Source organism: Rhodopirellula islandica (assembly GCF_001027925.1).
Lineage (GTDB): Bacteria > Planctomycetota > Planctomycetia > Pirellulales > Pirellulaceae > Rhodopirellula > Rhodopirellula islandica.
Genome location: NZ_LECT01000054.1, coordinates 188,109 through 207,512, shown reverse-complemented (window position 1 = coordinate 207,512; position 19,404 = coordinate 188,109). Strand labels below are relative to the sequence as shown.

The 19,404-nt window shown below is 57.7% G+C and carries 14 protein-coding genes; 5 read left to right on the top strand and 9 right to left on the bottom strand.

Going from position 1 to position 19,404, the window contains the following annotated elements; all coding sequences use genetic code 11:
• Window positions 1-75 precede the first annotated feature (75 nt).
• Window positions 76-681: a DUF2585 family protein gene (locus tag RISK_RS26775; protein WP_047817379.1), complete on the bottom strand. Its 606-nt coding sequence runs from the start codon at window positions 679-681 to the stop codon at window positions 76-78.
• Between the two features lie 16 nt (window positions 682-697).
• Window positions 698-1,339, bottom strand: coding sequence for a hypothetical protein (locus RISK_RS26770; RefSeq protein WP_047817378.1), 642 nt, complete (start codon window positions 1,337-1,339; stop codon window positions 698-700).
• Window positions 1,340-1,397: 58 nt separating this feature from the next.
• Here RISK_RS26770 and RISK_RS26765 point away from each other — a divergent pair, with 58 nt between their 5' ends.
• From RISK_RS26765 to RISK_RS26745, 5 genes are read left to right on the top strand one after another with little or no spacing between them, the layout of a single operon-like run.
• On the top strand, window positions 1,398-2,675 hold the full coding sequence (locus RISK_RS26765) for a Gfo/Idh/MocA family protein (protein WP_173442736.1): 1,278 nt from the start codon (window positions 1,398-1,400) through the stop codon (window positions 2,673-2,675).
• Between the two features lie 16 nt (window positions 2,676-2,691).
• The gene (gene ispD, locus RISK_RS26760; protein ID WP_236696746.1) at window positions 2,692-3,423 is read left to right on the top strand and encodes a 2-C-methyl-D-erythritol 4-phosphate cytidylyltransferase; all 732 of its coding nucleotides are present in this window, start codon (window positions 2,692-2,694) and stop codon (window positions 3,421-3,423) included.
• A complete protein-coding gene (tyrS, locus tag RISK_RS26755) occupies window positions 3,420-4,718 on the top strand; it encodes a tyrosine--tRNA ligase (RefSeq protein ID WP_047817377.1) in 1,299 nt (432 codons plus the stop codon). Before ispD ends, tyrS begins: the two co-directional genes overlap by 4 nt.
• An 8-nt stretch (window positions 4,719-4,726) precedes the next feature.
• Window positions 4,727-6,514 carry an endo-1,4-beta-xylanase gene (locus tag RISK_RS26750; RefSeq protein WP_047817456.1) on the top strand — a complete coding sequence of 596 codons (1,788 nt, stop codon included), beginning with the start codon at window positions 4,727-4,729 and terminating at the stop codon, window positions 6,512-6,514.
• On the top strand, window positions 6,507-7,547 hold the full coding sequence (locus RISK_RS26745) for a class I SAM-dependent methyltransferase (RefSeq protein ID WP_047817455.1): 1,041 nt from the start codon (window positions 6,507-6,509) through the stop codon (window positions 7,545-7,547). The genes RISK_RS26750 and RISK_RS26745 overlap by 8 nt, the downstream gene beginning before the upstream one ends.
• Before the next feature lie 1,069 nt (window positions 7,548-8,616).
• Here the strand turns inward: RISK_RS26745 and RISK_RS26740 are convergent.
• The 7 genes from RISK_RS26740 to RISK_RS26710 all read right to left on the bottom strand — a co-directional run bounded on the left by RISK_RS26740 (window position 8,617) and on the right by RISK_RS26710 (window position 19,394).
• Window positions 8,617-10,617 (bottom strand): acyl-CoA dehydrogenase family protein, encoded by a 2,001-nt coding sequence (locus RISK_RS26740; protein ID WP_083435195.1) that lies wholly within the window; start codon window positions 10,615-10,617, stop codon window positions 8,617-8,619.
• Between the two features lie 58 nt (window positions 10,618-10,675).
• On the bottom strand, window positions 10,676-11,692 hold the full coding sequence (locus RISK_RS28545) for a reverse transcriptase family protein (protein WP_053061319.1): 1,017 nt from the start codon (window positions 11,690-11,692) through the stop codon (window positions 10,676-10,678).
• An 11-nt stretch (window positions 11,693-11,703) separates the two neighbouring features.
• Complete coding sequence (locus RISK_RS26730; protein WP_083435194.1) at window positions 11,704-11,985, bottom strand: helix-turn-helix domain-containing protein; 282 nt, start codon at window positions 11,983-11,985, stop codon at window positions 11,704-11,706.
• 27 nt (window positions 11,986-12,012) lie between these two features.
• Window positions 12,013-12,204 carry a hypothetical protein gene (locus RISK_RS26725; RefSeq protein ID WP_150122716.1) on the bottom strand — a complete coding sequence of 64 codons (192 nt, stop codon included), beginning with the start codon at window positions 12,202-12,204 and terminating at the stop codon, window positions 12,013-12,015.
• 938 nt (window positions 12,205-13,142) lie between these two features.
• Window positions 13,143-14,084 carry a DUF3472 domain-containing protein gene (locus RISK_RS26720; protein WP_053061318.1) on the bottom strand — a complete coding sequence of 314 codons (942 nt, stop codon included), beginning with the start codon at window positions 14,082-14,084 and terminating at the stop codon, window positions 13,143-13,145.
• 749 nt (window positions 14,085-14,833) lie between these two features.
• Window positions 14,834-17,236: a heavy metal translocating P-type ATPase gene (locus RISK_RS26715; RefSeq protein WP_047817373.1), complete on the bottom strand. Its 2,403-nt coding sequence runs from the start codon at window positions 17,234-17,236 to the stop codon at window positions 14,834-14,836.
• 211 nt (window positions 17,237-17,447) lie between these two features.
• Window positions 17,448-19,394 carry a hypothetical protein gene (locus RISK_RS26710; RefSeq protein WP_047817372.1) on the bottom strand — a complete coding sequence of 649 codons (1,947 nt, stop codon included), beginning with the start codon at window positions 19,392-19,394 and terminating at the stop codon, window positions 17,448-17,450.
• Window positions 19,395-19,404: the final 10 nt, after the last annotated feature.

Here is a 19,404-nt window from a genome sequence, read left to right as displayed (position 1 = left end):
CGGCGTCCAACACGCCGATTCTCAAACATTCACGCTCCGCAATACCATCCGGCGGAGGATGCTTGCAAGATCGAATCAGGCACTCTGCCACTCTTGGATCGCCGGAATCGGACTGACCAACATCAACACATTGAGCAGCAAATTGTCGCGAATCAGGATCAACATCACGATCTCGCTGAGCACGAACAAAGCGACCGACCAACGCCAACCAAATCGGGACGAAAACCAGTACCCCAGCATGCAGGCCGCCACATCCGTGACCGAATTCGCGATCGAATCCCCGGTGTAGCCCACTGCCATCGTCGCCTCGCGGTAACGCTCGATGATCAGTGGCGAGTTCTCCAGGATCTCCCAGCTCACCTCCAATCCCACCGCGATCAAGAAACGCCACGTTTGGTTTAGCCGCGGCACCCACAGCAGCGCCCAGTAAAACAACACGCCGTGCAAAACATGCGAGAAGAAATACGGGTCAATCAGGTGCTGCGAGTTGTGGGCGGTCCAGATGTCCCAGGACCACGGGACCCACGAACCACACTCACACCAAAACTGACGCCCCATCCCTGCCAGCACCAAAACCATTCCGGCGATCATCGAGCCGGCAACCAGTGCATCCCTCCACGATGGGTCCCATAGGGATCGATCGTGGAAGTTTTCCAGCGTGTCGGATGAGCGTGCGTTCAAAAGTACCGTTTCCAGCTCAACGCAGATCGTCGCGATCGATCACAGGGTTGGCAGTTCCCTGTCCAATCAACACCAACACCCCTTGTTGAGGACGGTTGGAATTCATCGCCTGTGCATTGAAGGGAACCCCATAACAGGCGTAGTTGCCCGTCGCGGTGTCCAAGACATAGATGACCGAGCGACCGACTGGATTGCTGCTGCTACGAGGAAAATCCGCTTGTCCGGTGGCCATGATGTAACTCCCACCTTTGCCATCCGTTCCCAACGCCTCGGCGACATTCCCCGTGAACGTGGCTGCAAATCGACCGACTCGCGGGTACATCACCGAACACTGAAGCAGCCCCGAATTGTGATCCAGCACAAACAATCCATCCGCTTGGTCACTGACGGAACCGGTCGCCAACGAGAACTTTTCGCTGCTGACCGCGGCGGTCGCGTTGGCAATCGGCAGGTTTTGCCAATTGGCCAGGGTGGATGAGCTTGATCCCACCGCAGTGGTTTCTGCTGAACGACGGGCTTCGGAGGCGACACCTGCGAAGTAGATGGCCACCCCGACGGCAGCCAAGGTCACACCAACCATCCATCCGCGATTCCCGCAGCATCGCATTGATTCGGTTGGAACGACTGGCAATTGAGCGGAATCTGCAATGTCTTTCATGAATCGTTTCTCAGCTAGCGGCAGAGGAAGGGAACAATGGAGTTGATTCAGCCTGTGATTGTACGCATCGGCTGAGAACTTTACGATTGGAATCTCGTGTCCTGAACCGCCTCTTTCCACGTTTCTCGCGAAAATCATCATGTCGCTCAATGCTCCCCTGAACCGAAAACTCCGCATGGGAATCGTTGGTGGTGGTCTGGGATCCTTCATCGGTCGCGTCCACACTGTTGCTGCTGGACTGGACAATCGCAGCGAATTGGTCGCCGGAGCCTTCTCCAGCAATCCGGAACGCAGCCGCCAATCCGCCCCCGGATACGGCGTCGATGAATCGCGAGCCTACGGCAGCTACGAAGCCATGCTGGACGCCGAATCGCGGCTTCCCGAGGACCAGCGGATCGACTTCGTCAGCGTCACCACCCCCAACCACACGCACTTTGAAATTGCCAAGGCCGCGGTCGAAGCTGGTTTCAACGTCGTCTGTGACAAACCGATGACGTTCGACTTGGACCAAGCCGAACAATTGCTGAAGACGGTCGAAAACTCGGACGTCGTCTTCGCTCTGACGCACAACTACACCGGTTACCCACTGATTCGCCAAGCTCGCGAAATGATTTTGGGAGGCGAACTCGGTGAGATCAACGCGATCCGCTCTCAGTACATTCAGGGCTGGCTTCGCGACAAAATCGAAGCGGAAGATCAAAAGCAAGCCGCTTGGCGAACCGACCCCTCCAAGAGCGGTGCGGCGGGTGCCTTCGGCGACATCGCCACGCACGCCTACAACCTGGGTCGCTTCATGACGGGCGTGTTGCCCGAAACGGTCAGTTGCAGCCTGAAATCATTCGTCGAAGGACGCCAACTGGATGACTACGGCACCGCCGTGATCCGCTATGAAAACGGTGCTCTGGGAACGGTCACGGCATCGCAAATCAGCCACGGCCGCGAAAATGACGTGGAAATCGAAATCGACGGCACCAAGGGTTCACTGAAGTGGCGTCAAGAAAACCCGAATGAGCTGCACTACCGTCAAAACGGCAAGGCTCATCAGATTTACACGCGGGATCCCAACGCGCCTTACATGCACCCCATCGCCGCGGCATCCTGTCGCTTGCCATCAGGGCACCCCGAAGCGTTCTTTGAAGCCTTCGCGAACGTTTACGCCGCCGCGTTTGACGACATGGCCAAACGCGCTGAAGGAGCCACCATCGATCGCAAGACGACGCTGTACCCCAGCGTTCACGATGGCGTCGAAGGCATGTACTTCATCCAGCAGTGCGTCGCCAGCCACAAAGACAACGCGGCTTGGTTGCCGCTGAAGCACCCCGTCGCGCGCGTTTGATCGGCGATCCTGCTTGATGAACTGCGCGGCCTCCGTTTCTGTGATCATGCCCGCTGCCGGCAGCGGGCAACGCTTTGGCAGCCAGTCCAACAAGCTGTTTGCGGTCCTGGACGGCAAACCGCTGTGGCAACACGCCGTGGATCGATTCCAACATCGCGGCGACGTCCGGCAAATCGTGCTGGCAATCTCCGAGGAAGACGACTCCACGTTTCGCGAACAGATCGCGGCGATTTCCTCCGCCGTCCCAATCCACCTTGTTCGAGGTGGCGCGACACGCAGCGAGAGCGTTCGTGCAGCCCTGGATCAAGTCCAGAAATTCGCGGCCGAATCTGCTTCCAACGGCACCGCCACGAAAACACTGGTCGCGATCCACGACGCCGCTCGACCGCTGGTTCGCCAAGTCGACCTGGACCGGGTCTTCGCCAAGGCCGCTGAAACCGGGGCGGCAATCCTGGCGGCCCCCGTTTCCGGAACCCTCAAACGGGCCACCAGCCATGGATCCGACACGGTCGATCGTCGCCACACTTACGTCGCACTAACTCCCCAGGTGTTCGCGATCGACGTCATTTGTCAAGCTTACGCTCGCGACCGAGGCCGCATGGCCACCGACGACGCTCAACTGGTGGAGCGAACCTCTCACCCAGTTCAGCTTGTCACTGGTTCCGCAGACAATTTAAAAATCACCTTCCCCGAAGATCTCCGCATCGCGGAGGCGATCCTGAACGAATGCCGAAGCGAATTCGCATGACCACTTCCAACGCCACCAACCCACTGATCGAAGATCTCCGCTGGCGAGGTTTGCTGAATCAAACCACCGATGAAAACGGAATCGCCGAGCTGCTCAATTCGGGCCCGCAAACGATCTACATTGGGTTCGACCCCACGGCAACCTCGTTGCACGTCGGCGGCATGATGCAGTTGATGATGCTGCGTCGCTTCCAACGCGCCGGCCACAATCCGATTGCCCTGGTCGGTGGAGCCACTGGGATGATCGGCGACCCCAGCGGCAAAAGCGAAGAACGCAATCTGTTGTCGGCGGATCAACTGCAAAAGAACGTCGATGGCGTCGCAGCTCAAATGCGTCACTTCCTCGACTTTGAAGGTGCCAACGCCGCCAAGTTGCTGAACAACTTTGACTGGATGAAGAACTACTCCTACCTCGAGTTCCTTCGCGACGTCGGCAAGAACTTTCCCGTCGGTGCGATGATGGGCAAAGAATCCGTCCGCAGTCGATTGGAAAGCGAAGCCGGCCTGAGCTACACCGAATTCAGCTACATGCTCTTGCAGGCTTACGACTTCGTGAACCTGGCCAAGACCCATGATTGCCGCATCCAAGCCGGTGGCAGCGACCAATGGGGAAACATCACTGCCGGAATCGACCTGGGTCGTCGCATGCTGGGCAAGCAATTGTTCGGCATCACCGCGCCGCTGCTGACAACCAGCGACGGTCGCAAAATGGGCAAGACCGAATCCGGCGCCGTGTGGTTGGATCCCGAGCGAACCAGCCCCTACGCGTTTTACCAGTACTGGATCAACGTCGCCGATGAAGACGTGATGCGTTGCCTGGCCTACCTGACCGAAATCGAGCGAGCCGAATACGACGAACTCGATGACAAAACCAAGAACGATCCCGGCCAACGCACCGCGCAGAAACGACTGGCTCAATGGTTGACCGAACTGGTTCACGGCGAAGCCGGAGTCCAATCGGCTCAACGCGCCACGCAGATTCTGTTCGGCGGCGAAATCGGTGACACGACGGACGCCCAACTGCAAGAGATCTTTGCCGACGTCCCCTCCTGCGACGTGCCGCGGTCGGCTCTCGAGGGCGAAGGTTTGTGGATCGTGGAAGCACTGCAAACGGCGAAGCTCTGCAACAGCGGCGGAGACGCTCGCCGGGCCTTGTCCGAAGGCGGCGTGTACGTCAACAACGCTCGCGTCGAAGACGTTCAAAAACGTTTGGTCGCCGATGACTTGGACGGTCGATCCGTCTTGGTTCTTCGCCGCGGAAAACGCAAGTACGCCCTGCTCAAGATCCAAGATTGAGCTTGATCATGCGATGGTGGCAGGCCTCTTTGGCAATCGCTTTGCTCCTGAGTTCTCTCGGGACACCGGCCAAGCTCATCCATGCGTTCGCACAAGAATCGCAAACTTCGGCGGAGGGAATCACACTCGTTCCCACCGCCGAGTTTCGACTCGACGTCCGCCCTGGCACCGGCTCGATCCACCGGCAAAACAACCTGATCACGGTCAACTGCCCTGCCCCGCAAGAAGAAGCCTGGGCGTTACAGGTTCAGTGCGAGCCGATCTCAATTCCCGTGCAAGAGTCCGACGTGTTCTGCGTCTCCTTCGACGCACGAGCCATCGCATCCAGCACGGATGGACTGGGAAGCATTCATGTCTCGATGGCGACCAACGATCCCTGGGAACCAATCGAAGAACCCAACGGGTTTCGCTCCTTCGACGTTCCCAATCAGTGGCATCCGTTTCGAATCTGCTTTCGTGCCAAGCAGGATTACGACGCCAATCGTGTCTACGCCTCGATCCAGTGCGCCGAGAAGAAGCAACGACTCGAAATTCGCGATCTGAAATTGATCGGGCTGGGAAACGTTCCCGACGCAAGCCTTCCGTTCACGCGGTTGTTCTACCCGGGTGCGGATGACGATGCTTGGCGAGCCGAAGCTCTCCGCAGCATCGAACGTCATCGCAAACGCGACCTGACGGTCCGTGTCGTCAACGCGGTCGGCGAACCGCTGGCCGGTGCAACCGTTCACGTCCAACAGCAAGAGCACGATTACGCCTTCGGGACGTTCGTGGGCAACACACCCATCCATGCTGGCGAAGACGCCGCCAAATTTCGCGAGCAAACCAAGCATTGGTTCAACCGTGTCACCCTGCCTCGCTATTGGGCGGACTGGGGAACGGACCGTCCCGCCGGTGTTGTGAAAGCCGACGCGACCGCCGAGTGGGCCATCGACGCGGGCTTTGAAATCAAAAACCACCTGCTGCTGTACCCGCATTTCATTCCCGATCGCGTCCAACAACTGGCCGATCAACCCTCGCGATTCCAGGCCGAAATCGAAACCGCGATGGACGCCGCTCTGGAGCGAACACGCGATATGCCAATCGCGGTCTGGGATGCGATCAATGAACTTCGCGATGTGTCGCTGGTCGGCGATGTCTTAGGAAACGACTACTACGCCGACGTCTTCAATCGAGGCCAGCGATCGCAACCCGAGGCCCTCTGGTTCATCAACGAATACGGATTGATGACCGGTGGCAGCGAACGGTCCAAGCATCTCACAACTTACATCCAGCAGATCGAACAAATCTTGGATAGCGGAGGAACCGTCGAAGGCATCGGTGTCCAAGGGCACTTTCAAGCCGACCTGATCACCATGCCCGAAGCCTGGAAAGTGCTCAACGAACTGTCACGATTCCAGTTGCCAATCGAGATCACCGAGTTCGACATCGACTCCCGTGACGAAGCCACCCAAGCCCAGTTCACTCGCGATTTTCTCACGCTGGTGTTTGCCCATCCTGCGACCACCGGGTTCACAACCTGGGGCTTCTGGGAAGGCGACATGTGGCGTCCCCACGGCGCCATGATCCGAGAGGACTGGACAATCAAACCCAACGGCCAAGTCTGGGAAGAGCTGATCTTTCAAGCCTGGTGGACCAACCAAACCGTTCAAACCAACGCTGAAGGCATCGCCACCGTCCGAGCCTTTCGTGGCACACATCGCGTCCAAGCCGAAGCCCAAGACTGGGCAAGGATTCAGACCGTGAATCTACTCGAAGACGAAACCGTCACCCTACAAATTGGAGTTGGCGGTGAGTGACCTGCCTCCGCTTCCGTCGGAACAATTGCTGATCGATCACTTGGCTTCTTTCCCCCACCCATCGCTCGCCTCCGCGATCGTGATGTCACCGGGACGAGGGCAATCGGCCGATGCACTGATTGCCGCCTTTCCAAGCTCGAAAGTCACGAGCTGGTTCGTGGATTTGCACCGCGCCGAACAGGCTCGCGAGGTGACGTCGGCAGACGTTCATGTGATCTGCCAACCCGATCTTCCTGACACCTCGTGGGATCTCGCTTTGTTGCCGGTCTTGAAAACCGGCGAAGCGGAGATGAATCGCAACCTCATTCATCAATCCTGGCAAAGGCTGACCCTCGGTGGTGAACTGATCGCCGCGGTCAACGCTCCCAAAGACACCTGGCTGCTGAATCAGTTGCAGGCTCTCGGTCCCAAAGTCCGATGCCACGATCACGCGACCGGACGTGTTTACGTCGTGCGAAAATCATCCGAGACATTCAAACCGAAAAACTTCGACGCCGAATTCACTCACCGAGTCGACGATCGCATCCTGACCGTGCATTCTCGTCCATCGGTGTTCTCTCATCGGTCGGTCGACCGAGCCGCCGCGGCAATGATCCGGCACGCGCCGATCCCCGAAGGATCCACCGTGCTGGAACTCGGATGCGGCAACGGAGCCGTCGCAATGGCAGCCGCCGTGCGATCACAAACCGGTCACGTTTACGCCGTCGATTGCAATTCGCGAGCCGTCCAGTGCACCGAGCGTGCGGCAGCTCAAAACCAACTCACCAACCTCACCGCGATCGTCAACCACAATGGAATGCTGCCGGACGTGCCAGCTTGCGACATCGCGTTGCTCAACCCGCCCTACTACGGCGACTTCCGAATCGCCGAGCATTTCATGGTCACCGCCGCAAAGAAACTGCGGTCGGGCGGAGAAGCCTACGTCATCACCAAGCAAACCGATCGCTACCTCGAATACGACTGGTGGCCGCTCGAAATGACCGAGCGAAAAACCGCCCAGTCCTACGACCTGCTGCGTTTCACCCGCGAGTAAGCGCGTCGTGAATAACCAGTGACGTAGCGGAAGAGCGCGAGCCCTCCGGTTCCTCACCGGGCGGCTTGCGCCACACCGCCAACAACGTCACTTGCTGTTCACGCGTTGCTAAGCACGTCGGCATGAGTCATCGGCTTTCGTTGATTCTGGGCAACCCACACAGCTGGTTCTATCGAAGTATTTCTGCCAGCCCCATACCCAGTCACGCCACATCGATGCGTCGATGCCAACCTCGGAAAACGCTAGGGCCAGTGGTCGGTCACGACCTAATTATTAGGGTAGTGGAGGAGGCCACGAGTCCTGAACTGCCGTCAACCCCGAGGACTCGTGGCCTCGTCCACTACGATCAACCCTCACTTTTAGCTTGCGACAGACCACGAGGCCTTTGGGCAGCTCGGCGACTTTGACCGGCAAGTGACTGAGTCACGGTCCAGCATTGCAACTTCGGGGGCACAGGAAGGTGACTGACAATTTCCGTCACAAGGCGGAACCGGAGTGAGTGCCGGGCGGCGGAGACCGAACGTGGCCACTCCCACCAGCCGGAACGCGATAGCGTCCGATTCCGAATCGCTGGTCATCGAGGAAAAACCGATGAGGAGCCGAAGTGAGAAAGAGCAATGGATGTTGGGTGGCACCATCCGGCGATCTGCTACCCCAGTTCTCCTGGGCATGCATTTGGTCAAAAGAACTCCGTCCCGTTTGATCGGTCCTCAGTCCCGCACACGAATTTCGACGCAGAGTCGCAAGAGGCGGTGAGGCGCAGAGGGACCAGACGGGATATCAGGCGTTACGGCTCTCCCCTGCGTCTCTGCGACTCCCCGCCTCTGCGTCAACTTCTTTCAGAACCGAGCGAGATCCATGGGACGGTGGTCATTGTTGAGAGGATGCGTCTGATTTTGACCCCCGCCCCCTCTTTTCTTCCTCGTCCAAAACAGGCTGCTTCCTATTCTTCCTTTGATTGGACACCCGAAACTACCCCCGTCCCCTTTGGCCGGTCACTATCCCGACCAGGAGCACTGTAACGACGATGCTTCGATCAGCTCGTACGTTCCAGACGCTGCTAGACGGCTTACTCATCATTGCTGACCTCAGAGGTGACAGGAGCCCCTGCTTCGATTTCAGTTTCGGTTTCCTCGTTCCTGGGCATACCGTAGACCGCCATGATCCAAAGCTCTGAACCGTAGACATTCTTGACGACTGACATTCGCATCACATCGGTCGTCCCATCGGCAATTCGCAATCCCATCAGATCGCGAACCCGGTCACCAAGGTCAACGTCTCGGCTGTAACCCATCGCACCATGAGCACGCATGGCGGTGTCGCAAGCCGACAATGCGATCTCAACGCCCTCGGCTTTCAAGCCGTCGATCAATGAGGTAGCCGCCTTGTAGTTGCCGTCATCAAGCAACTTCGCTGCTTCTCGTGCCAATGCCAACGCCATTCGCAATTTGGTGGTGTATTCGCCGAGCGGTTGTTGCAGGTGACTGAATCGGCCGATCGGACCGCCAAACGCATTACGTGTTTTCAGTCGATCAGCCAATTGGTCGAGCGCTGCTTCGCCACACCCGATCGCCGCAGCGGCCTGCATCAATCGCCAGTACTGAAAGTGTCTGGTGAAGATTTTCCAGCCCTCGCCGTCTTTTCCGATCAGATGGTCTTGGCTGACGAACATGTCGTCGAATTCGAGACCGCCGAATGAATTTCCGGTCAGTCCATGTGCGTATCGGTCGACAATTTTTAGTCCGGGATGATCTATCGGGATCAGGAATGCCGAAAATTCACCTTCCTTTCCATTGGCCGCCTGCGTGTAGAGCACGATGTGAGTCGCCTGTCGCAAGCGAGCATTCCATAATTTGCGTCCGGTGAGTTTAAAACCGCCTTCGTAACGAACTGCCTTGCTCTGCATCTCCTTTGGGTTCGACCCAGCCAACGGTTCGGTAATCGAGACAGCAACGTAAGCCTCGCCGGTGACCAGCTTGTTCAGCACCTCGCCTGCGATCTGCGTGGAGGCTTGTGCCAGCGGTCGACCATGGGCTCCACCCACCACATCACGAAGATTCAAATTGATGCGTCCCGCGTGCCGGAACAATTCGAGTGATTCAGCGACCGAGTATCCTCCACCATCGACACTGGCCGGCAGATCAACGCCGGGCAACCCGAACACCGCGCCTTCGCGCCGCCACGCAATCGGCGACGTCAACTCGTCGCTCGCCCGCAAACGTTCGGCGAGGTTGTCGATGTTTATCTTCATCGTTTCGACCCTTGATTCGCTGTCTGACGTAGCGTTCGGATCGTTGACCAGCAACCGAATCGAAAAGATCGTGTTCAGCTCGTAGGTCTGGCTCGACTTGTCCAAACCGTTAGGAACTTGAAAGAACAATTGACGCTTGGTAGCCGACGGCACACCGCGATATTCCAAATCGAACATTCGTTTCTTCAGCGGTTTGCCGGGGTCAATGAAGTTCAGCCGCCCGCCCTCGTACGTCTTTAGCAGAACAAAGTGACGCCCACGAACCGTGCCGTCGGCCGTCGTCACTGTGTAAGCGAGAATTTTCAACTCCCCAGGCGATGTCGTAAGGTCTGGTCCATCGGTTTCGGACCATTTCGGCCCCAGCGCCGCATGAGGACTGTTCGGCGCGGAAACTGTCGAGATCACGACTGGCGTCTCGTCCAGATCTTCACATAGATAAGCTAACAAGATCACCATACGATCGTTGCTGATCCGCCCCAGCAGCAACTCCGGTTTGTCTTGAAACACGCGAAGCGCAGTCCGGTGCGGCTGCGAATCAACTGGTAACCCCGCCATCACCCGCACTCCCTGCGAAGCGATCAACGCAGCCGAAATTGGACATGCACCACCGCCCTTGCAGTCGATCAATTTGTCCATCTCGCCTTGTGCGACCACGATCGGTATCTCGTCCGAATGATCCCCCTGGACACGGTCAAGGGCTTCGCCTGGCGTTGAGAAAGCCCCTGAATTCCCCTTGAACGTTTGGGACTCTTGCGGTTTCGCAAAGACCGGCGAAGCAATGACCAGTACGGCCAGGCAGAGTATTGAGCGAGCAATCATTTGGGTGTTTAGTTTTTTGGGGCAGCACTGTGGGAAAAATCGAACACTTCAATCAGTTTCAAAGGACGTAGCTTTTTCGTTCAGCAAAAAAGGCCTTTGCAGCGATCAATCCGCTCTGGCTTGCCGCCACACGGTAGCGTCGCCAGGGGATTTGGCGGAACAATCGAATCAGTGGTTTCGCGCGGCCGGGATTGATCCACCGGACGAATTGAACGCGGCCCCAGAGTTGCTCTTTTGTGAAGAAGAGTCCGGTGTGATGACCGCCGCGAGCGAAGGATAGCGCGCTGCTGAGATCCGTCTCCAACTCACCGATGTAACTTGGTGTCACCGAAAGTCGTCCACGATGGATACGAACTCCCGTAACCGCACAACCCTCATCGACACGGATGAAGCGATCCTTTGACACTCGAACCTTGAATCCTGATTGGCGAAGGATCGTTCTAACTGTTGCGTCAATTCCCGATCCGTGCAGGCTGTGCTTGGACGATATACAGATATCGTCAACGTACCGGCTATAGACGAGCCCCTGTCGATCGCAGGCGACCGCGATTCGTCGATCGACTGGCTGGATGATGGCTTCCGCTAAAATCGGACTGGTAATAAGCCCCAGTGCCAGGTGGTAGTCGAGAGTCGTGAGGCTGGTCAGCAATCGAGCGACTGCAGGAAGGCACCCATTCGACTTGAAAAAGTCGTTGATGCGACTGCTGTGAATAGATGGATAGAAATTTGCGATATCTGTCAGGTAAACAAAGCGGTTGCGTGCATGCTGCCCGGCATTCGTCTTAATGCTTCGGCCACGAACGCCACCGTGACTATAGGGGGTCGGCTCAATGGAATGCGACAGGAGTCGTTGATGAAGACGTCGCTGAGCCAATCGAAGATCGCCGCGAACCGAGATGATGTCTCTTGGTTTCTTTCCGGGCCGGGGGTCAAAAAGCGTAAACTCGCGAATGTAGTTTGACCGTCCTTCAGCGGTGCGGAGTTCCTCCGAGAGACGAAGCAACCATGACTCGTCAAGGCCAAGACGATCTGCGACCTGCCGGGGACGGTGCAAGCTGAACAATTTCGCGTCCATGCCGATCGAGCTCAATCAAATTCCTGGGACCAAGCGTTCCGCAATTCTGCTGCTGCTTCACGAACCGCTATTGGCAACGTCGTCATGTCGGGATCCTCGCACCAATCCATCACGTACAAATCGACGTTCGCAACTTCGCGGTACTTCTCGATCAAATTTGGTGAAGGCATCGCATGATCGTTCTCAATCTTGCTGAGCTGAACGATCGAAATACCTAGCTCTTTCGCCATCTTGGCTTGCGAAAGCCCAAGTTTGGATCGAACTTTCCGGGCTGTTTTTCCTAATCGTCGCATTGGTTCTCTAATGATTTTGGGAGGTCGCTAACTTTGCTCATCGTTTCGCATGTCGTGGATCGCTTGGAAGGTGGCTGCCTGCGCACCGTTGAGGTCCGGAGGCGAACGTTTCAAACAAGCCAACGCTTCACGACGAAGGTCCGCAAGCGACCTCCCACTCATTCCTGCCAGTTCACTCGGGTCGGGGAGCGAGTGCCAGAAACTGACAATCGCACTCAACTTTCGTTCCCTGCAGGACACAACTTCACGGCGTTTACCGCTCATAACAATTCTCCGTGTGGAGGAATGTGAGGTCCTTCCGCCGGTAACGTACCGGGTTCCAAACCTCAGGAATCATCCGACGACTTGAAGTCAATGACATCAGTCGCATCACGGTGACACGTCACATCAGAGGGAGGTCGTCCCAGATATGACGGGCCAATAGGCAGCATGGCAACGCCACACCGAAGTAGCCCCCGCAGAGCAAGCCCGGCGAAGGAAGGCCGAGCGAAAAGTAATCGCGAGGCCTGCTGGAGAATTTCTGTGTCCTGCCCTATGTTTAACTCAGAGTTTAATATCACACAAGTGGCTTGGACGATCTTTTCTTGAAAATGCGTTAGAACAAAAAGGCAGCACTGTGGTCGCCAGTGGCAAGGTAGTTTGCAACGGAAGAAGAAAGGTGTCGGACAGCGAATTGGCTGATTGGGCAACATTAAGTTTCACCGCTTCAGTTAATTCGGGCGTCCGCGTGGTCGCATCGTTGACTCCAGGCCGAAACGCGTTTGTACCCGTAGGATGGGCACCCTTGCCCGTCTGAGTCGGCCAAGACTACCAATCACAACCCGACGCGTGAGCGAGGGACGCCCCTAAGCAGGTCGGCTGGAATGATCGGGCACAACCATGTGAGCCGTTTGGGCGTTAGCCCCGGTTGCGCGTGAAAACCGTGGCTAACGCCAACGGCTCACATACCCGATGACACCTGCGTACCTGCTTAGGGTTTGCCAGTGGTTGCAGAATCGTGCCGCGAGTCGAGCGGTTGGTTGGGTGATTGCGTGAGGGACCGGAGGGCTCGCGCCCTTCCGCTAAAACAGCGGTGAACTTTGTTAGCGGAGTGGCGCAAGCCGCCCGGTGCCACGCTCCAACTTTCGAGCCGATGCCACAGGACAAAGAGGACTGGGTCAGCTCTGTTGGGAACGCAGTGGGACTTCGAGGTTGTATCGGTTCGGGGGAACTGCTTCGCCCTGCAAAACTTCGTTGTACAGGTTGACCTTCACGCCGCCCTCCACCGCTTCGGCGCGACCGAGGGGTGGGGATGGTGAGCCTTGATCACCTTGGCGAGGGTGATAGATCGAAACCGCACTTGGAGGCAATGGCTCGCCGTTGACCACCGGTGGTTGAAACACGACGGATACTTCAGGGACTTCCGAACGAGGGATCTTGGTGGTGGCGTAAATCTCAACGAAGGAGGTCGAGTGACCGTTGAACGAGAACGTCTCGCCTTCAAACCGCAACGCTCCCACACGAATTTCATCTTCGCGGTCATGGTCGGTTAAATAACAAGCGAACCAGGTGTGAGGCTCGCCGTCGATTTCCTCGGTGGACTCCTTTCTAACTTCCCAGGTGTAGGTGCCCGCTTTCCAGCGATAGGGTTTCCGGACGCTCACGAATTCTCCTTCGTAACCCGCGCTCTCGCACAACCCACCTTCTTCGGGACGGGCTGCATCGATGCTGACGGGCTCACCGCCCCACCGCGAAAAAATTGCTCCGGGGCCGGGATGGACGCGACGTTCTTCTGTCGGCGAGGGCCAGCCATTCACGTTCGACTGGATGCCACCGTAAAAGACAATTTTGTTGAGGTACTGGCCACCCATTGGGGAGATGTACAGGTTGACCGTGTCAGGCACGTCACGATCGACGGTGAAGGTCACGCCGATGGTTTCGACGTCATCGATGGTCCGTGAACCTCGCCATCTCACGTCCGTTGTATGCCATGGAAGACGGACTCCACCGGCCTCGATGGGTTTGGTTTCCGCTTGTTTTTCGTCGGCAGCGATGGCTGGAACCAACTGCAGGAAAACAAACAGTCCACTCAGAACCAGGACGCGACCAAGCTTGTTCATTTGATGCCTCGACTAGAAGATTGCGATTGAAATGCGTTCCGCCTCCTCCCATTGTTGAAGCACGGGTGCGAAATGCAACGCCTCGGAAAGGGCAGACGAATGGAGTCCGGTTTGCGCGGCCTTGTTGTCTGATAAAGGCGGCGGAAAATCCGATCCGACTTTCAAGCCAAAGGTTTGGTTGGTGGCATAGGAATTGGATCCTGCGAATCATCCCATGCGACCAAAGGCTGGAAGCCTATCAGGCTGTTGATTGAAAACGTTTCGCAGTTCGAACGATCAGCCAACGGGCGGTAGCCTAAGACGCGGGCGGTTCGAGTGCGAACTCGTCGTGATTCAGCGATGCGAGTCCGACGTCGGCTTGGTCGTTGCGTGTTGGGCCGGAGGGCTCGCGCCCTGCCGCTAACAAAGCCAGCCCAGCCGTCGGCAAAGTCTTTCTAGCGGAGCGGCGCAAGCCGCCCGGTACCACGACCTGCCTACTTTCGAACCGATTCCAACGCCAGTCTCAGACTCGGTTCGACACGTCTAGCTGGATCGGTCGCAAACGCAGAGCGTTGCCGATCGCGGAGACGCTGCTGAAGCTCATGGCCGCGGCCGCAAGCATGGGGCTGAACAGTGTGGAACCGGAGGGCTCGCGCCCTGCCGCTAACAATGTCGGCCGAGGCTTCGGCAAAGTCCTTCTCGCGGAGTGGCGCGAGCCGCCCGGTGTCGCACTCCTCATTCCGAACGTGTGCCCAAGGCTCATCATCGATCTAATTCGACACGTCGAGCTGGATCGTTCGCAAACGCAGAGCGTTGCCGATCACGGAGACGCTGCTGAAACTCATCGCCGCGGCGGCGAGCATGGGGCTGAGCAAAATCCCGAAGAAGGGGTACAGCAGACCGGCTGCGATCGGGATGCCCAGTGCGTTGTAAGCAAACGCGAAGAAGAGGTTTTGGCGAATGTTTCGCATCGTCTTTTGGCTGAGCTGTTTCGCTGCCACGACGCCTCGCAAGTCGCCGCCAACCAACGTCACCCCAGCGGACTCCATCGCGACGCTGGTTCCGGTGCCCATGGCGATCCCGACATTGGATGCCGCCAAGGCCGGTGCGTCGTTGATTCCGTCGCCGCACATCGCGACCGTTTTGCCCTCTTGTTTGAGTTGCTGAACAAAGTCGTGCTTGGCTTCCGGTGACACGTTGGCTCGGAAGTCATCGATGCCCAGTTGTTTGGCCACCGCTTCAGCGGTGGATTGAGCGTCGCCGGTCAGCATCACGACTTGCAGTCCCAGCGAGTGCAACGCCTTGATGGCCCCCGGCGTGCTGCCCTTGATCGGATCTTGGATGGCAATGATCGCGGCGAGCGTACGATCGATGGCGATGTAAACCACCGTGGCCGCGTCCGCTTGATGCGTCTCCGCTTGCCCGCGGACGCGATCCAATCCCGTCACATTCAAATCGGCCAACCAATTGGGGTTGCCAATCGCAACGTGTTTGCCATCGACATGTGCGACGACACCTTTTCCGGTTGTGCTTTGAAAGTCCCTGGCAACACGCTTTTCGAAACCCGAGGATTCCGCGTGCTCAACGATCGCGCGGCCAAGGGGATGTTCGCTCGATTGCTCCACCGCCGCGGCAATGGACAAGACATCCGATTCGCTCCAGTCACCCTGCGGTTCGATTGCGGTGACCGCGGGACTCCCCTTGGTCAGCGTTCCTGTTTTATCGACGACGATGGTGTCGACCTTTTCCATGATCTCCAGGATTTCAGCGTCTCGAATCAAGACACCTTCTTTGGCACCACGCCCCACGCCCACCATGACGGACATGGGCGTCGCCAACCCGAGTGCACACGGGCACGCGATGATCAGGACAGCGATCGCGGACACGAACGCGTAGGCCAGCGATGGCTCAGGGCCAAGGATTGACCAGGCGATGAACGCGAGGATGGAACTGAGGATGACCGCCGGCACAAAGTACTGGGCGACTTGATCGACGAGTTTCTGGATCGGGGCTTGGCTGCGCTGTGCATCGGCGACCATTTGCACAATCCGGTGCAGAACCGTGTCGCTGCCAACTTGCGTCGCAGTCATCACCAGCGCCCCAGATTGATTGAGGGTCCCACCCGTCAACGCGTCGCCTTCGGTCTTTTCAACGGGGACCGGTTCGCCCGTCAGCATTGATTCGTCAACACGGGACGTGCCGCTGATGACTTCGCCGTCGACGGGGACCTTTTCACCTGGGCGAATTCGCAGGCGGTCGCCCGATTGAATCTCATCGAGGGAGACGTCGCTTTCGCTGTCTCCTTCGATTCGATGGGCGATGTCGGGGGTGAGCTGCATCAGTTCTCGGATGGCTCCACCGGTTTGCTGACGGGCTCGTAGTTCGAGGACTTGCCCGAGCAACACCAGCGTGATGATCACGGCCGCGGCTTCGAAGTACAACGGTGGCCTGTCAGCGTCGTAGAACGCAGCGGGGATCCAATCCGGGACCAAGACGGCCAGCAAGCTGAACCCAAACGCGGCCAGTGATCCCAACGCGATCAAGGAGAACATGTTGAGGTTCCACGATCGGAACGATTTGGCCCCCCGAACCAGCAGGGGCCATCCACACCAGAACACAACGGGCGTCGCGAGAGCGAATTGCAACCAGCCGTCGATACGAGGGGAAATCCAGCGATCGATCGGAAGACCGATCATCGGCCCCATCGAAAGGATCAACAATGGAACCGACAAGGCAACGCCGATCCAAAACCGACGCTGCATGTCTTTGTACTGGGCTTCGTCCGCGGTGGACGAGGGATCCACGAATTTTGGTTCGAGGTCCATGCCGCAGATCGGGCAATCACCTGGGCCGATCTGTTCGATCTCCAGGTGCATCGGGCAGGTGTAGACGGCGTCGGGGTTGGCGGGTTGGTCGCTGGTTTGAGACTTACTGTGCGAGCCGCCACAGCAAGTCGGTTTGGTGCTACAGCACGAGGGTTCGGAACCGGCCGAGGCAGCCTCTTTTTGCTTGCGGGCCCGCAACACCGCTTCTGGATCCGCCTCGAATTTTTTCTGGCAGCCAGCGCTGCAGAAGTAGAACGTCCGCCCGTCATGTTGGCTGGAGAGTGAAGTCGACGGGGCCACCGACATGCCGCAAACGGGATCGATGGCTTGGATTTCGGTGGGATTCATTGTTTTGGCTTGGGAAGGAGGCTTCCCTGCAGCTTACGCAATTCTCATTCCGACTGTTCTGGGCTGGACAGTGCCATCGTACGATTGGAACTAGCTGCCTGCTGATTTCGTCAGCCGGAACGCGATCGTGTCCGGTTCGTCTCCGGCAACCGTGAGCGATCGCCCAATGGCTGATCGCCCAATCTGCGAGGCGTATTCAATCAACCGCCGGTTAGCGGACGACGATCGTGAGCCAACCGTCGCGAGCATCAATGCCAATGACTCTCGCCGAGCGTCCTGCGAGCGTGGGAAGCTTCAGCGTCGAGGGAAGCTTCCATTCGCGATGCAGCAGCGTCATCGGGAAAAGTTTGTCAAAGCCTTCTTCGATGTTCGCTTTGATGGCCGTCTGTGACAGCGTCAAACGACGGCCCCCCGGAAACTTCAGATCAATCTCTTCGTCGCGAATCAACATCATCCGGCCGTCTTCCGTGATCGCGGGATGGTAGACGGCGGAGACTTCCAAGCGACGATCCAGTTCTCGGTCCCCTTGGGCGAAGCGGTCGCCTCGCAAGCCGATGCGAAGCGTTTGATCGCGAGCTTCGAAATAGACCGGACGGAAACCGGAGAAGTCGACTTCAAAGCTTTCGGGTTGCTCTCCCTCAGCGGCTGAGGCTTCGTCAGGGGTGTCGCTCTTGTCCGATGGGATCCCAAACGAACTGGTGAGGTCACGCAGTTTTTCAGGTGTGAAGGTTTCTCCGGCCAGCAACTTCATCACCGTGTTGTTGAGGATGCTCTCGTGAACCTGAATCGCGGCACTGTAGCCACCCGGGTAAGTTCCCGATGAGGCCGCGGTTCGGACCGTCGACAACGAGGGGCCTTCGCTGGGTGCCGACAATCCATACGGTCGCCGCATGGTCGCTCGAACGTGCACGGAATCCGTGGTGGATCCAATCGTGCGAACAGGCGAAGGCAAATCCAGACGACGCAGCCAAGGGCTCATCTTCGCGTCGAGGTCGGGGAACGTGCGAGTCGACGCTTCGTCGGTTTGCAGGCGAAAACCTTCCAGCACTCGGTCTTGCAGTTTTCGGCGAGAGATCGCTTCGGCTTGCGGTTTCATCTCAGCCGCTTTCTTGGACGCAATTTTGCGGACCAGCTTGAGCGGGTGATTGATTTGGTTGATCTGCGTCGAAAGGCTGGCCGTTGCGATTGGTTCACCTGCGAAAATTCGTTTTTCCGTGATGATCAATTGCCGAGCCGCGTAGACCTGACCAAAGCCTGACGACCGGAGTGTCACAGGGCCGTTGTAGCCTTTCGTCGATGTCGAAAATTGACCGTCGAGACGAACCAACAAGCGGACATTGCCTTCGGATGGCAGCAACGAACCGGTGACGTTTCCGACAACTCGGGCGTCGCCGATGATGCGGGTGCCGAGCAAGCAATCGTTGACTCGTTCGGGATTGTTGACCGGACGGGTGATCGCGTCGCTGATCACGCCACCGTCGACATAGGCACGCAGGTTGGGCGACGAGTAGCGACCTGTGATTCGGGAAACCAATTCGTCGGCTTGATTGGCTGATGCCAGCGACTCGATGATCGATTCGATTTGGGCAACTTCTTCGCCCGAAAGGTCCGTCAGTGAACGAGGCGTTGAACCGGCTTCTTCATCAGCGGCCAAAAGCTTGGCGAGTGTTTCGAGCTGTCGTTCGGAGAGCGCGAGGCCACGTTCGGGATCACCATAACGAAGCGCGGCGAGGTATCGATCCAGTGAAGATCGCAATGCGACCAGACGCGAAAGTTCCAGCCCTTCTTCGGGGCCGCTCAAACGTTGGGACAGTTCAGTGGCGGCGTTGCCTCGTTTCGCGATCGATTCGTTGTTTTCAATCGCGGATCTCAGCGGTTCGAAATCGAGGAAACGCATCCAGGCCTCGTGATTGGCCTGATCCGTCACTCGCTGGAAAAATGCACCGGCGGCCTGCATCGACTCCACCACATCGGCTTCCGTGGCTTCCACGGACGGCAACTTCCCCGCGTCCAAACCCGACTTGGATTGATCAATCAACTGCAACCACTGGGCGGCTTCATTCGCGACGACACCTGCTGCGCTCAGGCAAACCGAGGCACCCGTCAAGGCGATCGCCAACACAAAACGAACTGAAACGGGAAGGACAGAGGAAGGCATGGGGCACGCT

Excerpts from the sequence above, each read along its gene's own strand:
- RISK_RS26770 (WP_047817378.1), bottom strand. The coding sequence starts at position 1,339 with ATGAAAGACATTGCAGATTCCGCTCAATTGCCAGTCGTTCCAACCGAA.
- ispD (WP_236696746.1), top strand. The coding sequence starts at position 2,692 with ATGAACTGCGCGGCCTCCGTTTCTGTGATCATGCCCGCTGCCGGCAGC.
- tyrS (WP_047817377.1), top strand. The coding sequence starts at position 3,420 with ATGACCACTTCCAACGCCACCAACCCACTGATCGAAGATCTCCGCTGG.
- RISK_RS26750 (WP_047817456.1), top strand. The coding sequence starts at position 4,727 with ATGCGATGGTGGCAGGCCTCTTTGGCAATCGCTTTGCTCCTGAGTTCT.
- RISK_RS26740 (WP_083435195.1), bottom strand. The coding sequence starts at position 10,617 with ATGATTGCTCGCTCAATACTCTGCCTGGCCGTACTGGTCATTGCTTCG.
- RISK_RS28545 (WP_053061319.1), bottom strand. The coding sequence starts at position 11,692 with ATGGACGCGAAATTGTTCAGCTTGCACCGTCCCCGGCAGGTCGCAGAT.
- RISK_RS26730 (WP_083435194.1), bottom strand. The coding sequence starts at position 11,985 with ATGCGACGATTAGGAAAAACAGCCCGGAAAGTTCGATCCAAACTTGGG.
- RISK_RS26720 (WP_053061318.1), bottom strand. The coding sequence starts at position 14,084 with ATGAACAAGCTTGGTCGCGTCCTGGTTCTGAGTGGACTGTTTGTTTTC.
- RISK_RS26715 (WP_047817373.1), bottom strand. The coding sequence starts at position 17,236 with ATGAATCCCACCGAAATCCAAGCCATCGATCCCGTTTGCGGCATGTCG.
- RISK_RS26710 (WP_047817372.1), bottom strand. The coding sequence starts at position 19,394 with ATGCCTTCCTCTGTCCTTCCCGTTTCAGTTCGTTTTGTGTTGGCGATC.